Genomic DNA, 17,471 nt, shown 5'->3' on the forward strand with positions numbered 1-17,471 from the left:
GCATAACAAATAGAGCGCAAAATCGCCCTGAAAGCCGGGCTTTTTTATGAACCAGCCCTTGTCAAAAGAGCAAGTAAAGAACCCTTGAAGATGCATATTATTACTTTAAAGTGCTTTTATTATAAGTAATAATATTATAAGTTGCATAGATCAGAATCAGCGCGGCAAGCCCCAGAACCAGCAGGATTCTGACCCGTGTGGGCAGCCAGGGTGCGGCGAGCGCGCGCGGTAGCGGACTGTCCATGACACCTGCCCGGTCCAGCGCCAGATGGCTCACCACCCGGCCATAAGCATCGATAACCGCACTGATTCCGGTTCCCGCCGCGCGGACCATGGGCAAGCCTTCCTCCACACTGCGCAGTCGGGCCTGTGCCAGATGCTGGCGCGGGCCGTCAGACAGGCCGAACCAGCCATCATTCGTTACATTCAGCAACCAATGGGGGCGCTCCCCGGCGGGGATGACGGCGCCGGGGAAGATTACTTCATAGCAGATCAGGGGGGAAAAGGCGGGAATGCCCGGCAGGTTGATGCTTTCCGGCCCCGGCCCGCTGGAAAATCCGCCCCCGGCAGCGCCGCGCGCCAATTGACGAAGCCCGATGGCCCGGAAAAAATCGGCAAAAGGCATGTATTCACCGAACGGCACCAGATGCGCCTTGTCATAGCGGGCGAACAGGTCGGCGCGGGAATTAACCGCGAACAGGCTGTTGTAATAGTCCACCCCATTGGGTCCGCTGTCGAAACGCGGCCCGCCCACAATGGCGAAACTGCCAAAAGGCAGCAGGCGGGACAGCCGCCAGCGTTCCAGCGAGCCCTGCCGGTCGAAGCTGTCCGTCTGGATCGAGGCTTCCGGCCAGATCAGCAGGTCCACCGGTGGAATCTTGCCGTCTTCCCCGCCGGTACGGGACCGGCGCACATGTTCGGCGAAATGTTCGGGTATCAGGTGGCGGACCCATTTTTCCTTCTGATCGATATTGGCCTGCACCACCCTGAGCGTGATATCCGTATGCACACGGGTCGGCGCCATTCTAAGCGCCCCGGCCAGCGTGACTGCCACCATCAGCGCCAGCAGCATGGCCGAAGGAATCAGGCGGCGCGGCCCCAAATGGCCATCCAGCACCAGCACGGGGGCGCTGGCCGCCAGCAGGGTGACCAGGCTCAGCCCATAGACACTGAGCCAGTAAACCCCCTGCACCGGCCAGGCCCAGTCCGCCCAGAGCGACCCCAGAAGATGCCAGGGAAAACCGGTGAACCAGGTGCCGCGCGCCAGTTCCATCACGGTCCAGGCCGCCGCCAGCACGAACAGCCGCCCGGTGGCCGCCATCAGGGTGCGGCGGCCCGGCCACAACAGCCGCGCCAGACCAAAGGCACCCGCCACATACAGCGCCAGCAGCGCGGCCAGGGCCAGCACCGCCACCGGCGCCAGGGCCGGGGGCACCACATCCTGCCGGGAGAAGCTCTGGCCAATCCAGTTCAGGCCAATGGAAAACTGCCCGAATCCGACCCACCAGCCCAGATGAAAAGCCCGCCGGGGCCGGGGCGCGCGATCAATCAGCCGCACCAGAACCGGCGCCACCAGAAACAGCACGGGAAAGGCATTGGTGGGGGCAAACACCAGCGACAGCGCCATGCCCAGCAGCAGCGCCACCGCGGGAAGGCCGAAGCGGCTGTGCTCATCCAGCCAGGCCAGCGCCCGGTCCAGCGGCCCGAAAGGCGGCGCCTCGACCCCCGCCGGATCAGTCATCGTCATTCCGCACCGGCCCGGAATCGCCGCTCGATCCGTCCTGGCCCTGGTCCGCGCCTTTATCCGCGCCTTTGGCCTTATTCCTACCCCCGGACTCCCCCTGTCCAACGGTGGTCAGGTCGGTATGAATACGCAGTCGGCGAATCCGGCGCGGGTCCGCGTCCACCACCTCGAAGGCGATGCCCGCCTCATGGCCGATGGTCTCCCCGATTTCGGGCACGCGCCCGGCCAGCGCGAACACCAGCCCGCCCAGCGTGTCCACATCCTCGTCCCGGTCGGCGGGCAGAAGCGACATGCCCAGCGTGGCTTCCAGCGCCTCCACCTCGATCCGGGCATCGGCGTCATAGCTGCCGTCGCCCACGGCGACCAACTGAGGCTCCTCCGCCTCGTCGTGTTCGTCCTCGATCTCGCCGACAATCTGCTCCACCAGATCCTCAATGGTGACCAGACCATCCGTGCCGCCATATTCATCCACCACAATGGCCATATGCGTGCGGTTGGCCCGCATCCGGGCGAGCAGGTCCATCACCCGCATGGAATGGGGCACGAACAGCACGGGCCGTTGCAGATCCCCAAGGCGATCACTGACCAGGCGCTCTTCCGCCACCGCCTTGAGCACGTCCTTCACATGCACCATGCCGCGCACGTCATCCAGCGTTTCCCGGTACACCGGTATGCGGCTGTGGGCGGCATCCGCCACAAGGGGGATGAAATCCTTCAGCGGCAGCGCCACATCGGCGGCCACGATATCCGCCCTGGGCACCATCACATCGCCCACCCGGATTTCCCCATAGGCCAGAATATTCAGCAGCATGGCCCGCTCGTCGTCGGACAGGCGGCGGCCCACGCCGTCTTCGGCATGGTGTTCCTCGATGGTTTCTTCCAGGCTCTCCCGCAGGCTGCTGGTCCGGCCACCGCCGAACAGCGTTCGCACCAGCCCCACAATGCCCGATCCGCCTGCGCCCTGATCGCGCTCGTTCTGCTCAGCCATGAGCGGTCTCCTCCGCCTGCACGGCGAGCCGGGCCGGGCCATAGGGATCACCCCGCCCCAAAGCGGCCATGATATCCCGTTCCAGCGTTTCCATGCGTTCCGCCTCCGCGTCCGCCATATGGTCAAACCCCACCAGATGCAGACAGCCATGCACCAGCAGATGCAGGGCGTGATCACTCACCGTCTTGGCCTGTGACGCCGCCTCCGCCTGCACCACGCCGCGCGCTAGCACCAGATCGCCCAGCAACACGGGCGGCCCGCCCGTCGCCGACCAGGCGATCGCCTCCGCCAACGCATCGGGCGCCAGCCCCGGAAAGGACAGCACATTGGTGGGCCGATCCTTGCCGCGATAGGTGGCGTTCAGGCCCCGCACCGCATCATCGTCGTCAAAGCGCACGCCCAGTTCAAGCACGCTGTCCGCGGGCCGCGCCCCGGTGGCCGCCACCGCGGCCAGAACGCCCGCCTGACCGAGCCCCGCATACAGGGCGCGCCCCGCCGCCAGATGCGCCAGCGCGGCGGCATCGGGCAGCACCTGGCGCCACCCGTCCACGGCGCTGATATCCAGCGACAGGGCCGGGCCGTCGCCCGCCGACAGCGGTGGCGCATCCAGCAGCCGGGGCGAGCCCCCCGATTCCGGGGGCGACTTCGTGCCTGTATCTGGTCCGGGTTCCGGCGGGGGGCAGGTCATCTGGTCATCCGGTTGATGGGAAAAAAGAGGTGCGGTGTCACGCATTGCCCTCGCCATCATAGGCATCAATAATCCGGCTGACCAGAGGGTGGCGCACCACATCCGCGCTGGTGAAGCGCACCACGCCGATCTCGTCCACATCCCGCAGGATGTCAAGGGCATGGCGCAGGCCGGAAGGCGCGCCGCCGGGCAGGTCCACCTGGCTGGGGTCGCCGCAGATGGTCATGGAACTGTTCTCGCCGAAGCGGGTCAGGAACATCTTCATCTGCATGACGGTGGTGTTCTGCGCCTCGTCCAGAATGACCGCGGCATTGGACAGGGTGCGGCCCCGCATATAGGCCAGCGGCGCTATTTCGATCTGGCCGCTGTTCATGCGCTTTTCCACCTGATCCGGCGGCACCATGTCATAGAGTGCGTCGTATAGCGGGCGCAGATAGGGGTCCACCTTTTCCTTGAGATCGCCGGGCAGAAAACCCAGATTTTCGCCCGCTTCCACGGCGGGGCGGGACAGGATCACCCGGTCCACCTCCCCCTTCAGCAGGCGGGCCACCGCCATGGCCACCGCCAGATAGGTCTTGCCGGTACCCGCCGGCCCCACGCCGAACACCATTTCACAGGCGGCCAGCTTCTGCATATAGCTGGCCTGCCCCTTGGAGCGCGGCAGGATCACCTTGTTGCGGGTGGCAATCTTCAGGGCGGAGCCGTCCGCATCCGGGGTTTCCACCACCGGGCGGCTGCCCGTGGCCGTGGCGGGCTCGGCCACCAGGCCGTCATCCACCATGCGGATCACGCCGTCCACATCCGCCGGTTCCAGCGGCAGACCGGTCTTGACCATGTCGTAAAGGTCGGTCAGCACACGTTCCGCCTGATCGGCGCGTTCCGGCGTGCCTTCTATGGCGATGCGATTGCCGCGATTGATGAGAACGATGCCCAGTCTGTCTTCGATCCGGGCCAGGTGGCGGTCATGCTCCCCGAATACCTGGGCGGCGAGCCCGTTATCGGCGAATTCCACGACCCGGCGATGATCCCCGGTGCCGGTGGCGGATTTTCCCTTGGTCTCCATCACGTGCGGCAGCTCACCTTCCTTGATCATGCGGGCCGCCCTTCCCGGTCACGCGGGCAGCGGCACACCCCTGAGACTGTTCGGCCCGGCGGAATCGATGCTGACCCGCACCATCCGACCCATCCATTCCTTGTAAGCCTTCGACCCGGCATCGTCCAGCGCGCTATCGCCCGCCGCGCCATCCTGCGCCGGGTTCATGACAGCCACATGAACCGATTGCAGATAGGGGCTGCGACCGATCAACTGCCCCGCTTCCCGGCCAGGCCGTTCCAGCAGCACCGGCAGGGTCCGCCCCACCGTGGCCTGATTGAAGGCCAGTTGCTGATCATTGAGCAGGGCCTGCAATTCCGCCAGCCGGGCGCTTTTCACCGCTTCCGGCACCTGATCGGTATTGACGCTGGCGGGGGTGCCGGGGCGCGGCGAATATTTGAAGCTGTAGGCCTGCGCATAGCCCACATCCCGCACCAGGGCCATGGTATCGGCAAAGTCCGCATCCGTCTCGCCGGGGAAACCAACGATGAAATCGCCCGACAGTGCCAGATCGGGGCGCGCCACGCGCAGGCGATCGATGATGCGGCGATAGTCGTCCGCCGTGTGGCGGCGGTTCATCGCATCCAGAATCCGATCCGACCCGCTTTGCACCGGCAGATGCAGATAGGGCATACATTGCGGCACATCGCGGTGGGCTGCGATCAGGTCGTCATCCATGTCGCGCGGATGGCTGGTGGTATAGCGGATACGCTCCAGCCCCTCGATATCGGCGAGGCGACGGATCAGGCCGCCCAGCGAACAGATGCGCCCGCCGTCGTCGTCCCCGTGATAGGCGTTCACATTCTGCCCCAGCAGCGTGATTTCCACCGCGCCGCGCCTGACCAGATCACGCGCCTCCCGCACCAGATCGGCCACCGGGCGACTGTACTCCGCGCCGCGCGTATAGGGCACCACGCAGAAGGTGCAGAACTTGTCGCACCCTTCCTGAATGGTCAGAAACTGGCTGGGGCTGCTCACCGGCGAGCCGCCGGGCAGATGGTCGAACTTGCTCTCGGCGGGGAAATCGGTGTCCAGCACGCGGGCGTTCGGCCCCCTGGTGCGCTGGCGGGCCACCTCTTCCAGCATGGCGGGCAGCCTGTGATAGGTCTGCGGGCCGAGCACCATGTCAATGGCCGGCGCCCGGCGCATCATTTCCGGGCCTTCCGCCTGCCCCACGCACCCGGCCACGGCGATCACCATGTCCGAGCCGGACTTGCGGCGATATTCCTTGGCCTGGCGCAGGCGGCCAATCTCGGAATAGACCTTTTCCGCCGCCTTTTCCCGGATATGGCAGGTATTGAGGATCACCAGGTCCGCTTCGTCCGGGCTTTCCGAGGCACCCCAGCCGTGCGGGCGCAAGGCATCGGCCATGCGCTGGGAATCATACACATTCATCTGGCAGCCATAGGTCTTGATGAAGACCTTGCGGGACGGGCGCGGGGCCGCCGCTTCCCCATCGGTGGATGGGGCCGTCGGGATGTCCGTGCCGGGTCGGCTGTGGGCTGTTTCGGTCATGATGGCGTCCTTGCCTCATCACGGGGAAAACGGGGCGGTATCTAGGGTCTCGCCGGGGCCGGAGTCAAGCGCGCGTCAGTTCCCCTCCCCCGATGCCGTGCTTTGGGGGCCAAGGCGCTGTTCCGACCGCAGCGCCCGTTCCAGCCCGGCCCGCACGGCCACCTCGCAGGCGCGCGCCAGATGCTTGCGGTCGCCCGCTTCCGCCAGCGTCATGGGGGGGTGAAACTCCACCGTCACCCCGTGTCGGGCGCGGCCCAGCAAGTCCTTGAAATGGCGCACCAGTTCCACATCGCCCAGCCATGCCACCCAGGGCTTCTGGCTGCGCACCATGGGGATGCCGTTCACTTCCGTATAGGCGATGGTTACCGGCTGAATCTGCAAATGGTGATGGCTGGCCTCGTCAGCCCGTTCCGCAACCGAAAAGAGCGCGGATTTAAAGGGGTCCACCCGCATCCCATCCGTGGATGTGCCTTCGGGAAACAGGATCAGGCTATCCCCCGCCGCCACCCGGCCGGCCAGCGCATCCCGTTGCCGGGCGCTGTCATGGCGGCTCTGGCGGCGAATATACAGGGTACGGTGCAGCCCGGCCAGGTGCCCGAACAGGCCCCAGCCCGCCACTTCCGCCTTGGCAACGAAACTGGCGCCCGGCAACAGCCCGCCCAGAACGATGATATCCGCCCAACTGATGTGATTCGCCACATACAGCACCGGCCCGCCGCGCGCCCGGCACCCGCGCCGAACCACCTGGAAGCCCAGTATCCGGGATGCCAGCCGGTGCCAGGCCAGCGGAATCACCCACCATCCCGGCAGGCGCAGCAGCAGTACCAGGCTTTGAAACACATAAGTGGGCAGGGTGATCAGGATAATGGCGAAAAGGCGCAGCAGCGCCAGCGGGCGCCAACCTTCCCCGGCCAGCCCCTTCAGGCCGCCATATTCATCCGCCCCCACGGCAGGATCGGGGGCGGGGCCCGGCCCGCCCGCCATGCGCGCGCCCACGCCTGTCAGCCCTTGTCGTCCGACGATTTGGCCAGCGGCACACCGTACAGTTCCATACGATGATCCACCAGGCGGAACCCCATCTCGCGGGCAATCACTTCCTGCAAGCGCTCGATTTCCTCATGATGAAATTCGTGCACCTTGCCGCTTTCCAGATCGATCAGATGGTCGTGATGCTCGTCCGATACCGGTTCATAACGGGACCGCCCGTCCCGAAAGTCATGGCGTTCCAGTATCCCTGCCTCCTCGAACAGGCGCACGGTGCGATAGACGGTGGCGATGGAAATGCCACTGTCGATCCCGGTGGCGCGGCGATACACTTCCTCCACGTCCGGGTGATCCTCGGCATCGCTGAGCACGCGCGCGATGACCCGGCGCTGATCGGTCATCCGCATACCTTTTTCCAGACATAGCCGCTCCAGTTCACTGTCGGCCTGTTCGGCGCGACGGGCAGCGTTTTCAGCAGTTTCCGGCATGGGTCTGACCTCTCTGTTGGATGACATTCTCGATCCGCTCGCCGATGGGTGCGGTGGCCGTCATATGGTTACAGGCCCGCGCCCGGCAAGCATCCGCCTGTCAGGACTTGATTACTGACGGTGAAAATAGCGCAAGGGTGGTGGCAAAAAAAGAGGGCGTCGGCAAAACCGACACCCCCGGCGGGTTTTCGCTGACAGCGCGCCTTCAACAGGGCCCGCAATGCGGTGCGCCGGTCAGGCTTTTTTCTTGGGCGTGCGGCCCAGGCCGATCTTCTTGGCCAGTTCCCGGCGCTGCTTGGCATAATTGGGCGCCACCATCGGATAGTCACTGGGCAGGCCCCACCGCTCCCGATAGTCTTCGGGGGACATGTCATAGCGGGTCTTGATGTGACGCTTCAGCATTTTCAGCTTCTTGCCGTCTTCAAGGCAGACGATATAGTCCGGCTGAATGGACTTCTTGATCGGCACCGCGGGTTCCGGCTTTTCTTCAACGGCCTTTTCGCCACCGTCCACCCGGTTCAGGATATTGTACACATCTTCGATCAGTTTGGGCAGTTCCGTTGCGGTGACCGTGTTGTTGGTCACATGCGCGGAAACAATATCTGCCGTGAGAGAGAGTAGTTCGTCCTTGCGAAGGCTCTGCTCTTCCGCCGTTTTATCCATAAGACAACCCTTTTCCATCAGTGTGATCCGGCCCCTGGGGCCGGTTGAAACGCAAATCCCGCCCGACCTGAAGGGCGAGACGCCGGGTAAACACGATCCCGAATGAACTCGCAGCGTATATAAGCATCAGATGAGCACAAGTAAACAGATAGTTAAATCTTTTTCTATCCATTGGGCTTTTTACTGTCGGGTTGCTTGCCCTCGTCGAAATCCCAACGCAACAGGATGGCTTTTTCGGTGCCTCCACAACTGGTCCGATAATAATTTGGGCGCTCTCCAACCGGGGTGGCGCCAAGTCGCGCATAGAGCGCGCGGGCCGGGCTGTTGCTTTCGCGCACCTCGATCATCATGGCATGGACGCCATCAAGGCGTGCCGCCACCTGCCGCAGCAAGGCACGGGCAACACCATGCCCCTGTGCATCGGGCGCCACGGCCAGGGTAACAAGGTCCGTCTCCGGCTGAATGCCCTGCACCAGGCACAGCCCCACGGGCGCGCGAACCGGGCCGGTCAGAAACAGCGCCCCGCCCGGCATGGCCGCGATACGGGCCAGCGCCGACGCCGACCAGGGGGTTTCGGGCGTGGGATCGAAGGCGGCGGCGTGCAGCCCGGCGGCAGCCGTCAGCACGTGCCGATCCCCCCGCCAGCGCCAGACCGCCACGGGCGCGCCGCCCCGCCCGGCCCGCATCAGCCGTTCCGCGGGGCAATGGGCAGCACCGCCCGCGCACGGGCCGCATCCGCCGGGCGCACATATAGCGGTTCTGCCGGGTGGGTCGCCGGGTCCAGCGCCATGGCACACTGGGCAAGCGCCCGCACATCGGGCCAGTCCATATCCCTGTCCGGCGCACGGGAAAGCAGTGTCGCCCCCTGCCCCACCACCAGATCGGCGGCATTGGCAGCCACAGCGCAGTCCGTGGCCGGCTTGTTGGCCGCGGCGCCGGCGGGCCGTGGCACGCCCTGCTGATCGGGCGGATCGAAAGCCTGGCAGAACACATCCCCGCCACGCCCCGGCAGCAACGCCAGCACATGCCGGGCATCGGGCGCGGCCCGATATGCGGACAGGGCCAGCAGCGCCAGCCCGCTCAGCCCCACCACCGGCAACCGGCGCGGCAGGGCCAGCCCCCGCGCCGCCGACAGCGCCGCCCGCACACCGGTGAAGCTGCCCGGCCCCGTCACCACGGCCAGGCGGTCCATGGCATCAAAGCCGGTATCCGCCTGTTCCATCAGGGCATCCAGCATTGGCAGCAGATGATCCCCATGGCCGCGCCCGATGCGATCCGCCCTGTGGGCAAGCACCGTTCCGCCGCCGTCGGCATCCACCGCAACCAGAGCCGCGGCACAGGCCGGGCCGCTGGTATCCAGTGCCAGTATCAGGCGGTGCGGGCGTGCGGTCATGGGCGTCTCGTTTTCATATGGCGCGGTCGCGGGTCCGCTACAGGATGCGGCAGGCTTCGTCAAAGGGCAGGCGCGGGCTGCGCGGGAACACCTTTTCCGTGGTGGCATAGCCGATCGAACACAAGAAGTTCGAGCGGATATTGGTATCGGCGAAAAACGCCTTGTCCACGCCCTTCTGGTCGAAACCGGACATGGGGCCGCAATCAAGCCCCAGCGCCCGCGCCGCCATGATCAGATAGGCACCCTGAAGGGTGGCGTTGCGAAAACCGTTCTCGAACCGTGCATCGGGATCGTCGAACCAGTGCTTCGCGTCCGGGTTATGGGGAAACAGCGTGTCCATCTTGTCGGGAAAGTCCATATCGGTGCCGATCACCACGCAGACGGGCGCTTGCGTCACCTTGGGGCGGTTGCCTTCCATCACATGCTCGGCGAGCTGTTCCTTGCCCTCGCGGCTCATGACGAACAGGAAGCGCGCCGGGCAGCAATTGGCACTGGTGGGGCCCATGCGCAGCGCGTCGTACAGTTTGCGCACCATTTCCTCCCCCACCGGGGTGTCGGACCACACATTGGCGGTGCGGGCATCGTAAAAAAGCTGATCGAAAGCCTGCTGATCCAGCGGTTCGGTGTGCGGCAGCAAATCGCTCATGATATCCTCCTACCGGGTTCAGGCCCCGTCAGGACGGGGTGTGCCCCTTCATGTGGCATGAAGATCCCCGCCTGACCAGCCCCCCGCGCGCCACCCCCTTGCCAGAAGGCCGCGGCTTGGGCACTCTCACCGGTCACGGATGATGGAAAGGTTCTGACATGGCATATGCCCCCAACCGCCCCGCGCGGGCACGCCCAAACCGCTCTGTACGGGCGCGCATGGGCAGCGTGCTCGCATTGCTGGCCACAGGGTTGATCCTGCCCCTGCTGCCGGAATTGCCGGACGCGCTCACCCCGCCCAGTGCCCGCGCGGAGGAACGATCCGCCGTGGTGCTGCTCTATCACCGTTTCGCCGAGGAACGCTATGCCAGCACCAATATCACCGCGGATCAGTTCGCCGCCCATATGGAATTGATGCGCGACGGCGGATACAACTTCATTTCCCTGCCCGACCTGGCGGATCGGGTCGCCGCGAATGAACCCGTGGGCGAAAAAACGCTCACCATCACGGTGGACGACGCCTATAAAAGCTTCATGACCCATGGCTGGCCCCGGCTGAAAAAAGCGGGCATCCCCACCGCCCTGTTCGTGGCCACGGACCCGGTGGACCAGGGCCTGCCCAGCTATCTGAGCTGGGATAACATCCGCACCCTGGAAAAGGACGGCGTGGTGATCGGCCATCACACCGCCTCTCACCTGCACATGCCCAAGGCCGGGGTGAAAGCCGCCATGGCGGACGTGCGGCGGGCCAGCCGCCGCTTTGATGAGGAACTGGGCCATGTGCCCGACCTGTTCAGCTATCCTTTCGGCGAATACAGCCTGCCGGTGCGGGAAGCCATTATCGAGGCCGGGTTCAAGGCCGCCTTCGCACAGTATTCCGGCGCCGTTTCGGTGGACGGGGACCGCTTTTCCCTGCCGCGTTTTCCGCTGAACGAAAATTACGGCGGGGCGGATCGCTTCAAGCTGGTCAGCACCACCCGCGCCCTGCCGGTAAGCGAAGTGACCCCCCAAAGCCCGATCGTGGAGGCGGAAGACAACCCGCCGCTCTATGGCTTTACCCTGACCCGCGAGGTGGCCGGGATCGAAAACATGGCCTGCTTCCCCAGCCATCTGGGCCGCAAGGCCGAAGTGGCGGTGCTGGCGGGCAAACGGGTGGAAGTGCGTTTCGAAAAGCCCTTTCCCAAAGGCCGCAACCGGATCAACTGCACGCTCCACGCCGGGAACGGGCGCTGGTACTGGCAGGGTCATCTGTTCCTGCGCCCCGGCGCGGAGGAATGACCCACACGAAAAAGGGACGTGCCACCGGCGCGCCCCTTTAAAGTCAGTGCCTGTAATCGCTGTCGATCCGGCCTGCGTCAGGCCACCGGGCGCACGTCCGTCACTTCCGGCACATAATATTTCAACAGATTGGCAATGCCATGCTGAAGCGTGGCCGTGGACGACGGGCAGCCCGAACAGGCGCCCTGCATCTTGAGATAGACCACGCCTTCCTTGAAGCCGTGATACACCACATCGCCGCCATCCTGGGCCACGGCGGGGCGCACCTTTTCATCCAGCAATTGGCGGATCTGGACGATGATGTCCGAATCCGCCTCGTCATCATCGAAGCCGCCCGTATCACCCGTTTCCACCACACCTTCATGCACCACCGGTGCGCCGGACGCGAAAAAGCTCATCATGGCGGCCAGAACATCGGCTTTCAGGCTGTCCCAATCGGCGCTGTCCGCTTTCGTAACGGATACGAAATCCTCGCCCAGAAAAACGCCTTCCACGCCGGACACGCCAAAAAGCGCCTGCGCCAGCGGGCTGCCATCGGCGGCATCCGCCCGCTCAATATGCAGTGTGCCCTTTTCCATCACGGTACGACCGGGAAGGAATTTCAGGGTTTCAGGGTTGGGTGTGGGTTCTGTTTCAATAAACATGACCATATCCTTCCGGTTTTGTGTTGTCCCTGATGTGGCGTCTTGAGGCCGCGCCGTCAAGGCAAAACCGCCCACGGGATCAGGCCGCATCCCGCACGGGCACGGGTTTTCCGGTCAAACACCGCGCGACAAGGCCGAAAGCCGCCCCGCGCGCCTAGCGGCTGATCAGCCGCTTCAGATCGTCCAGCGTGTCATCCAGCGGGCGGCGGCTGCCTTCCACCCGGCACAGCACCAGCGCCCCCTGCACCCGTTCCAGCACGCGGCGGGCTTCTTCCGGCGCGCGCTCCGCCGGGCGGCCCACATCCACCAGCGCGCCGGTCAGCGCCCTGATCCAGGCCGCGACAGTGGCCCGGATCGCCGGCGCAAAGAGCGCGCGCCCTTCCCCCATCATCAGGGTGTTCATCAGGCACACCGGCACATCGCCGCCATAATATGTGCGCGCCCCTTCGATCGAGCGTATGATGCGGTCCTGCGCCGGGCCGCCATCATCCAGCGGTAACAGCACCAGCGTGTTGAGCCGCGCCCCCGCATGGGCCAGCACATGGCGCGCCATGTCCCGCTTGCCATCTGGGTAATGATGGTAAAGGCTGGCCTTCTTCAGCCCCGCCGCCGCCGAAAGCCGGGCCAGACTGGCCCCTTCATAGCCGTGCTCGCAGAATACCGGGGTCAGCAATTCCGCCAGCCGATGCCGCCCGGAGCGGGCCTGCGCACGGCGCCCCACCCCCTCGGCTGGGGCGGTACGGCTTTCGGTCTCGCGGGCATTCTGGCTCATGGGATCAATCGGCTCATCTTCCGGTCAGCTACACGGTCTGAAAGACCGACACACTTGACCGTAAAGGGCCGGGAACGGCAAAAGAAGAAAAAATATGCCCGAAATCGCCATTTTTTGATGCCCGGATCGCGCCTGCCTCCGTGCCGCGCCGGTCAGGGCCCGGAAAAACACTGCACGCAACGCGTAACAAGAACGAAAGGAATCCCCACTGGCCCGTCGTCGCCCCCCAAAAAACGGCCCCACAAAAACCGCCCCACAAAAACCGCCCCCCGAACCAACCCGAAAAAAGGCGGGGCAGCGGCCAAGGAGCCCGCTAAGGCGCCTTTTTTACTGGGGCGCCGTTGGCGGGGTATGGCTTGTCATCATATTGATGATCGCGCTGGGCTATCTGGCCCACGACATGCCGGATCTGGATAATCTGCCCGCGCCGGGCGCCGATCGCCCCTCTGTGCTGGTGAAGGCATCTAACGGCGCCACCCTGGTGCGCACCGGCCCCAGCTATGGGGACTGGGTTCCGTTCGAGGCCCTGCCCGATGCGCTGGTGCGTGCCCTGGTCGCGGTGGAGGACCGGGCCTTTTTCGAGCATCCGGGGGTGTCCATCACCGGCGTATTACGGGCGATGGTGGCCAATATCCGGGCCGGCAGCGTGCGGGCGGGCGGCAGCACGCTTACCCAGCAACTGGCCAAAAATCTGTTCCTGTCCCATCAGCGCACCTTCCGGCGCAAGGCCCAGGAACTGCTGACGGCCTTCTGGCTGGAGCAGAAATTCACCAAGCGACAACTGATCACGCTTTATCTCAACCGGGTCTATTTCGGCGGCGGCGCTTATGGCGTGGATGCGGCGGCCCGCAAATATTTCGGCCACGGCGCCACCCGCCTGTCCGTGGCGGAAAGCGCCCTGCTGGCAGGGCTTGTGAAGGCGCCGTCCAGCCTGGCCCCGCACATCAATCCCGACGGGGCGTGGGAGCGGGCCAGGCTGGTACTGTCCGCCATGGTGGAGACCGGTGCGCTGACCCGCGCCGCCGCGGACAAGATCGCCAGCGAACGGCCCCGCATCCTGAAAGACCCGGTGGGCGCCCATGTGCGCTATTTCACCGACTGGGTAACGGCGCGCGCCCGCGCCATGCTGCCGGAGGAAAAAGGCCGATCCCTGACCATCTTCACCACGCTGGACCCCGCCGCCCAGCGCGCCGCCCATATGGCCATCCGACGCGGGGTCACCAATGAAGACGGTACATTGCGCCACCAGGGGGCACTGGTGGCGATGGAGCCGGACGGCGCGGTCAAGGCCATGACGGGGGGCGCCAGCTATGGAAGCAGCCAGTTCAACCGCGCCACTCAGGCCCGGCGCCAGCCCGGCTCGGCCTTCAAGCTGTTCGCCTATCTGGCCGCCATCGAACAGGGCATGGCAGCCGACGCCCGCTTCATCGATGCGCCAGTGACCGTGGACGGCTGGACCCCGAAAAACTATAGCGGCCAGCATGACGGCGCCATGACGGCGCGGGAAGCCTTCGCCCGATCCATCAACACGGTGGCGGTGCGGGTGGCGGAAAAGGCGGGCCGGGAAAAAGTGGCGGCCATGGCCCGGCGGCTTGGCATCACCACGCCCATAGCCCCCCTGCCCAGCCTGCCGCTTGGCACGGAAGAAGTGCGGCTGATCGATCTGGCGGGGGCCTATGCCAGTGTGGCCAGCGGCGGCATCCGGGCCGAGCCCTATGGCATCGTGGAAATCACCAGCATGGAAGGCCAGGTGCTGTACCGGCGCGGCCTTGGCCGGACGGAACCGGTGCTGGCGCGGCCCCATGTGCGCACCATCACCGACATGCTGAGCGCTGTGGTGTCCTGGGGCAGCGGCAAGGCGGCCGCGCTGGATCGCCCGGTGGCGGGCAAGACGGGCACCAGCCAGGACAGCCGCGACGGCGTGTTCGTGGGCTTCACCAGCGATCTGGTCACCGCGGTCTGGGTGGGGCATGACGACGGCACCGCCATGCCGGGTGTCACCGGCGGCGGCACCCCCGCCCGCATCTTCCGGGATTTCAATCTGGAAGCCCATGCCGGGCATCCGGTGCGCCCGCTGCTGGCGGATATGTCACGCTATCGGGGGGACGAACGCGAATAAGCGTTGCCTGCGCCGCTCTGACTTGCCATTCTGCGCCCCATCCACGGCCATTCTGGCCGAGCCGTAGCGAGATACTGTTTTTCCGAGGACCCATCTTATGAGCGACACCAACGAACGCCTGATCCAGGCCCTGAAGGATCTGGCCGATGGCCGGACACCCGACACCTACGGGCTGGACGGTGATGTCCGCCCCCTGATCGAACGGGCCGCCGGGCGCCTGGACCAGGCTGGCCGGGAGCACGACACACTGAAATCCAAAGCCGCCGAGTTCGAGAAAACCATGAACCGGCTGCTGGAAGACGTGGCCCGCACCGCCGCCACCCTGGACAAAACCGCTGACGAGGCCCGCGAAACGGCGGGCAGCACCGATACGCAACTGGCCGATGTGGCCCGCGTGGCCGCGCAGGCCAGCGAAAACATCCAGACCGTATCAGCCGCCGCACAGGAGCTGTCGTCATCGGTACGGGAAGTGGCCCACCAGACATCGGAAAGCGCCGAGTCGGCGCGTAATGCGGTGAGCCAGTCCGAATCCGCGCGGGAAGACATTTCCCAACTGGTGAAGGCTTCCAACCGGATCGGCGACGTGGTGCAACTGATCAAGGACATCGCGGACCAGACCAACCTTCTCGCCCTTAACGCCACCATTGAGGCGGCGCGGGCCGGGGACGCGGGCAAGGGCTTCGCCGTGGTGGCCAGCGAGGTGAAAAACCTGGCCAACCAGACCGCCAAGGCCACCGACGACATTTCCAAGCAGGTTGCCGACATGCAAACCGCCACGGACACCACGGTGAAGGCGATCGACGGCATCCGGGACATCATCGCCGGGATTGAGAGCACCGTGACCTCGATCGCCTCGGCGGTGGAGGAACAAGACGCATCCAGCGCCGAAATCGCGCGCAATGTGGGCGAGGTATCCAGCAACACCGAAGAGGTCACCAGCACCATTGCCGACATCGGCAGGGGTACGGAAAAGACCACCCGCCACCTGGAAAAGCTGAAGGAAGACAGCGCCACGCTGAACCAGAAAGTGGAAGAAGCCAGAAAATCCACCAAAGGTTAAGACGGGCACGCACGCCCCATCGGCAATGCCACGGAAAAGGGCTGACTCCAAGGGGTCGGCCCTTTCTGCAAACCGCGTCTTACAGCCGGGTGTACGCGCGTTTACGGGCAGGATGCACACCCCACCGGCATGATATCAAATCGATCATTGTACCGTCGCCACCCCTGCCGGAAGTCCGGCGGGCGCCCATTTGGAGCCGCGTTCCTGGCACGCTGGCGTGACATCATTTATAGCGGCTTCATGCGAAGTGAACACGCATCAGCGCTGCCCCGTGGCGGCGCAACCAGTCTTTGTGGCGGGGATACCGGGGCATGAGTCGCGCCACCTCGGCCCAGAAGGCGGGGGAATGGTTCATCTCCACCATATGGGCCATTTCATGGGCCGCCACATAAGCCAGCACGCCGGGCGGCGCCATCACCAGCCGAAAGGAAAACCGCACCGCGCCCCGGCTGGAACAACTGCCCCAGCGGCTGCGCATATCGCCGATGGACAGCCGGGGCGCGGCCACGCCCAGCGCGGCGGCATGATCCTGCACCAGCGGCGCCAGATCGTGGCGTGCCTCGGCCTTCAGCCAGCTTTCCAGCCGCCGGGGCGCCATGTCGCGCGGGCCGCCCACCATCAGGGCATCGCCTTCCCGCCAGACACGGCGGGGCGGGCCGTCGGTGAAGGTGAGCCGCAGCCGCTCCCCCCGCACCGGGCACAGGCCGCCATCGCCGATGCGCGCCGCATCCAGCGCGGCAAGGCGCGCCGCCACGAAGGCTTCCTCCCGCTGCACAAAGCGCACGGCCTCCCGCTCCGGCACGCCGGGGGGCAGCGTCACCCGCACGGACCCGTCGTCCCGCACACGCAGGGTCATCCGTCGGGCTCTGGGATTGGGGCGGCAGGCCACCGTGACCGACCGGCCATCGGCCAGGGTGAGCGCCACCCCATCCGGCGGCGGTGCGGCCTCAGTCATCGCTGTCCCGGTCGGGCCAGGAAACCACGTGATCCTCGATCGCACCGGCAACGCGCTCATCCACGATGCGCCCCTTCACCGACATGCCCGCCCGGTGCACGCTGTCCGGGTCGCCGGATACCAGCGGATGCCAGTCCGCCAGGCCACGCCCTTCCGCCAGGCGACGATAGGCGCAGCTTCGCGGCAACCATTGCAGGCTTTCCGCCAGGTCCGGCGACAGCTTGACACAACTGGCCACCCAGCGCCGGCGATCGGCATAGCGGGTGCAGCCGCCGCCGTTCGGGTCGAGCATCCGGCAGCCCACATCGGAGAAGAACACCTCCTCCGTGTCCTCGTCCTGCAATTTGTGCAGACAGCACTTGCCGCAGCCGTCACAGAGCGATTCCCACTCCGACTCGCTCATCTGGTGCAGGCTTTTTTCTTTCCAGAAGGTCAAAAGCCC

18 protein-coding genes are annotated in these 17,471 nt (G+C 65.5%); 3 read left to right on the forward strand and 15 right to left on the reverse strand.

The features are described from left to right. Window positions 1-100: 100 nt before the first annotated feature. The 11 genes from lnt to WGH93_RS00250 form a co-directional block, all read right to left on the reverse strand. Window positions 101-1,747, reverse strand: a complete 1,647-nt coding sequence (gene lnt, locus WGH93_RS00200; RefSeq protein WP_374762823.1) for an apolipoprotein N-acyltransferase — start codon at window positions 1,745-1,747, stop codon at window positions 101-103. Further along, window positions 1,734-2,732, reverse strand: a complete 999-nt coding sequence (locus tag WGH93_RS00205) for a hemolysin family protein (protein ID WP_374762824.1) — start codon at window positions 2,730-2,732, stop codon at window positions 1,734-1,736. The genes lnt and WGH93_RS00205 overlap by 14 nt, the downstream gene beginning before the upstream one ends. Continuing rightward, on the reverse strand, window positions 2,725-3,303 hold the full coding sequence (gene ybeY, locus WGH93_RS00210) for an rRNA maturation RNase YbeY (RefSeq protein ID WP_374763208.1): 579 nt from the start codon (window positions 3,301-3,303) through the stop codon (window positions 2,725-2,727). Before ybeY ends, WGH93_RS00205 begins: the two co-directional genes overlap by 8 nt. A 154-nt stretch (window positions 3,304-3,457) precedes the next feature. Beyond that, entirely contained in the window at window positions 3,458-4,513 is a 1,056-nt protein-coding gene (locus WGH93_RS00215) for a PhoH family protein (RefSeq protein ID WP_374762825.1), read from the reverse strand. Window positions 4,514-4,531: 18 nt separating this feature from the next. Next, complete coding sequence (gene miaB / locus WGH93_RS00220) at window positions 4,532-6,028, reverse strand: tRNA (N6-isopentenyl adenosine(37)-C2)-methylthiotransferase MiaB (protein ID WP_374762826.1); 1,497 nt, start codon at window positions 6,026-6,028, stop codon at window positions 4,532-4,534. Window positions 6,029-6,103: 75 nt separating this feature from the next. Further along, window positions 6,104-7,024 carry a lysophospholipid acyltransferase family protein gene (locus WGH93_RS00225; protein WP_374762827.1) on the reverse strand — a complete coding sequence of 307 codons (921 nt, stop codon included), beginning with the start codon at window positions 7,022-7,024 and terminating at the stop codon, window positions 6,104-6,106. A 5-nt stretch (window positions 7,025-7,029) separates the two neighbouring features. After that, window positions 7,030-7,500 carry a Fur family transcriptional regulator gene (locus WGH93_RS00230; RefSeq protein ID WP_374762828.1) on the reverse strand — a complete coding sequence of 157 codons (471 nt, stop codon included), beginning with the start codon at window positions 7,498-7,500 and terminating at the stop codon, window positions 7,030-7,032. Between the two features lie 234 nt (window positions 7,501-7,734). After that, a complete protein-coding gene (locus WGH93_RS00235; protein ID WP_374762829.1) occupies window positions 7,735-8,163 on the reverse strand; it encodes a Ros/MucR family transcriptional regulator in 429 nt (142 codons plus the stop codon). A 164-nt stretch (window positions 8,164-8,327) separates the two neighbouring features. Beyond that, a complete protein-coding gene (locus WGH93_RS00240) occupies window positions 8,328-8,849 on the reverse strand; it encodes a GNAT family N-acetyltransferase (protein ID WP_374762830.1) in 522 nt (173 codons plus the stop codon). Next, window positions 8,849-9,556, reverse strand: coding sequence for a tRNA (adenosine(37)-N6)-threonylcarbamoyltransferase complex dimerization subunit type 1 TsaB (tsaB, locus tag WGH93_RS00245; RefSeq protein ID WP_374762831.1), 708 nt, complete (start codon window positions 9,554-9,556; stop codon window positions 8,849-8,851). The genes WGH93_RS00240 and tsaB overlap by 1 nt, the downstream gene beginning before the upstream one ends. 37 nt (window positions 9,557-9,593) lie before the next feature. Beyond that, entirely contained in the window at window positions 9,594-10,202 is a 609-nt protein-coding gene (locus tag WGH93_RS00250; RefSeq protein ID WP_374762832.1) for a malonic semialdehyde reductase, read from the reverse strand. Between the two features lie 158 nt (window positions 10,203-10,360). Here WGH93_RS00250 and WGH93_RS00255 point away from each other — a divergent pair, with 158 nt between their 5' ends. Next, window positions 10,361-11,479 carry a polysaccharide deacetylase family protein gene (locus tag WGH93_RS00255; protein ID WP_374762833.1) on the forward strand — a complete coding sequence of 373 codons (1,119 nt, stop codon included), beginning with the start codon at window positions 10,361-10,363 and terminating at the stop codon, window positions 11,477-11,479. A 77-nt stretch (window positions 11,480-11,556) separates the two neighbouring features. Here the strand turns inward: WGH93_RS00255 and WGH93_RS00260 are convergent, their stop codons facing one another. Further along, the gene (locus WGH93_RS00260; RefSeq protein WP_374762834.1) at window positions 11,557-12,123 is read right to left on the reverse strand and encodes a NifU family protein; all 567 of its coding nucleotides are present in this window, start codon (window positions 12,121-12,123) and stop codon (window positions 11,557-11,559) included. Window positions 12,124-12,277: 154 nt separating this feature from the next. Continuing rightward, the gene (locus WGH93_RS00265) at window positions 12,278-12,895 is read right to left on the reverse strand and encodes a TetR/AcrR family transcriptional regulator (RefSeq protein WP_374762835.1); all 618 of its coding nucleotides are present in this window, start codon (window positions 12,893-12,895) and stop codon (window positions 12,278-12,280) included. A 370-nt stretch (window positions 12,896-13,265) separates the two neighbouring features. Between WGH93_RS00265 and WGH93_RS00270 the strand changes: the two genes are divergently transcribed. Both WGH93_RS00270 and WGH93_RS00275 read left to right on the forward strand, forming a co-directional pair. Then, window positions 13,266-15,014 (forward strand): transglycosylase domain-containing protein, encoded by a 1,749-nt coding sequence (locus WGH93_RS00270; RefSeq protein ID WP_374762836.1) that lies wholly within the window; start codon window positions 13,266-13,268, stop codon window positions 15,012-15,014. A gap of 97 nt (window positions 15,015-15,111) precedes the next feature. Then, window positions 15,112-16,074, forward strand: coding sequence for a methyl-accepting chemotaxis protein (locus tag WGH93_RS00275; RefSeq protein WP_374762837.1), 963 nt, complete (start codon window positions 15,112-15,114; stop codon window positions 16,072-16,074). Window positions 16,075-16,312: 238 nt separating this feature from the next. On the opposite strand, the gene WGH93_RS00280 is transcribed toward WGH93_RS00275, so the two are convergent. Next, entirely contained in the window at window positions 16,313-17,029 is a 717-nt protein-coding gene (locus WGH93_RS00280) for a M48 family metallopeptidase (RefSeq protein WP_374762838.1), read from the reverse strand. Then, window positions 17,022-17,465 (reverse strand): YcgN family cysteine cluster protein, encoded by a 444-nt coding sequence (locus WGH93_RS00285; protein ID WP_374762839.1) that lies wholly within the window; start codon window positions 17,463-17,465, stop codon window positions 17,022-17,024. Before WGH93_RS00285 ends, WGH93_RS00280 begins: the two co-directional genes overlap by 8 nt. Window positions 17,466-17,471: the final 6 nt, after the last annotated feature.

This window comes from Yunchengibacter salinarum, assembly GCF_037658235.1.
Taxonomy (GTDB): domain Bacteria; phylum Pseudomonadota; class Alphaproteobacteria; order Sphingomonadales; family Kordiimonadaceae; genus Yunchengibacter; species Yunchengibacter salinarum.

What these genes read in the sequence shown, in the direction of transcription:
- WGH93_RS00260 (WP_374762834.1), bottom strand. Translation starts at nt 12,123, where the DNA reads ATGTTTATTGAAACAGAACCCACACCCAACCCTGAAACCCTGAAATTC.
- WGH93_RS00250 (WP_374762832.1), bottom strand. Translation starts at nt 10,202, where the DNA reads ATGAGCGATTTGCTGCCGCACACCGAACCGCTGGATCAGCAGGCTTTC.
- miaB (WP_374762826.1), bottom strand. Translation starts at nt 6,028, where the DNA reads ATGACCGAAACAGCCCACAGCCGACCCGGCACGGACATCCCGACGGCC.
- WGH93_RS00240 (WP_374762830.1), bottom strand. Translation starts at nt 8,849, where the DNA reads ATGCGGGCCGGGCGGGGCGGCGCGCCCGTGGCGGTCTGGCGCTGGCGG.
- WGH93_RS00230 (WP_374762828.1), bottom strand. Translation starts at nt 7,500, where the DNA reads ATGCCGGAAACTGCTGAAAACGCTGCCCGTCGCGCCGAACAGGCCGAC.
- WGH93_RS00265 (WP_374762835.1), bottom strand. Translation starts at nt 12,895, where the DNA reads ATGAGCCAGAATGCCCGCGAGACCGAAAGCCGTACCGCCCCAGCCGAG.
- WGH93_RS00280 (WP_374762838.1), bottom strand. Translation starts at nt 17,029, where the DNA reads ATGACTGAGGCCGCACCGCCGCCGGATGGGGTGGCGCTCACCCTGGCC.
- WGH93_RS00270 (WP_374762836.1), top strand. Translation starts at nt 13,266, where the DNA reads ATGATCGCGCTGGGCTATCTGGCCCACGACATGCCGGATCTGGATAAT.
- WGH93_RS00205 (WP_374762824.1), bottom strand. Translation starts at nt 2,732, where the DNA reads ATGGCTGAGCAGAACGAGCGCGATCAGGGCGCAGGCGGATCGGGCATT.
- tsaB (WP_374762831.1), bottom strand. Translation starts at nt 9,556, where the DNA reads ATGACCGCACGCCCGCACCGCCTGATACTGGCACTGGATACCAGCGGC.
- WGH93_RS00255 (WP_374762833.1), top strand. Translation starts at nt 10,361, where the DNA reads ATGGCATATGCCCCCAACCGCCCCGCGCGGGCACGCCCAAACCGCTCT.
- WGH93_RS00275 (WP_374762837.1), top strand. Translation starts at nt 15,112, where the DNA reads ATGAGCGACACCAACGAACGCCTGATCCAGGCCCTGAAGGATCTGGCC.
- WGH93_RS00235 (WP_374762829.1), bottom strand. Translation starts at nt 8,163, where the DNA reads ATGGATAAAACGGCGGAAGAGCAGAGCCTTCGCAAGGACGAACTACTC.
- lnt (WP_374762823.1), bottom strand. Translation starts at nt 1,747, where the DNA reads ATGACGATGACTGATCCGGCGGGGGTCGAGGCGCCGCCTTTCGGGCCG.
- WGH93_RS00215 (WP_374762825.1), bottom strand. Translation starts at nt 4,513, where the DNA reads ATGATCAAGGAAGGTGAGCTGCCGCACGTGATGGAGACCAAGGGAAAA.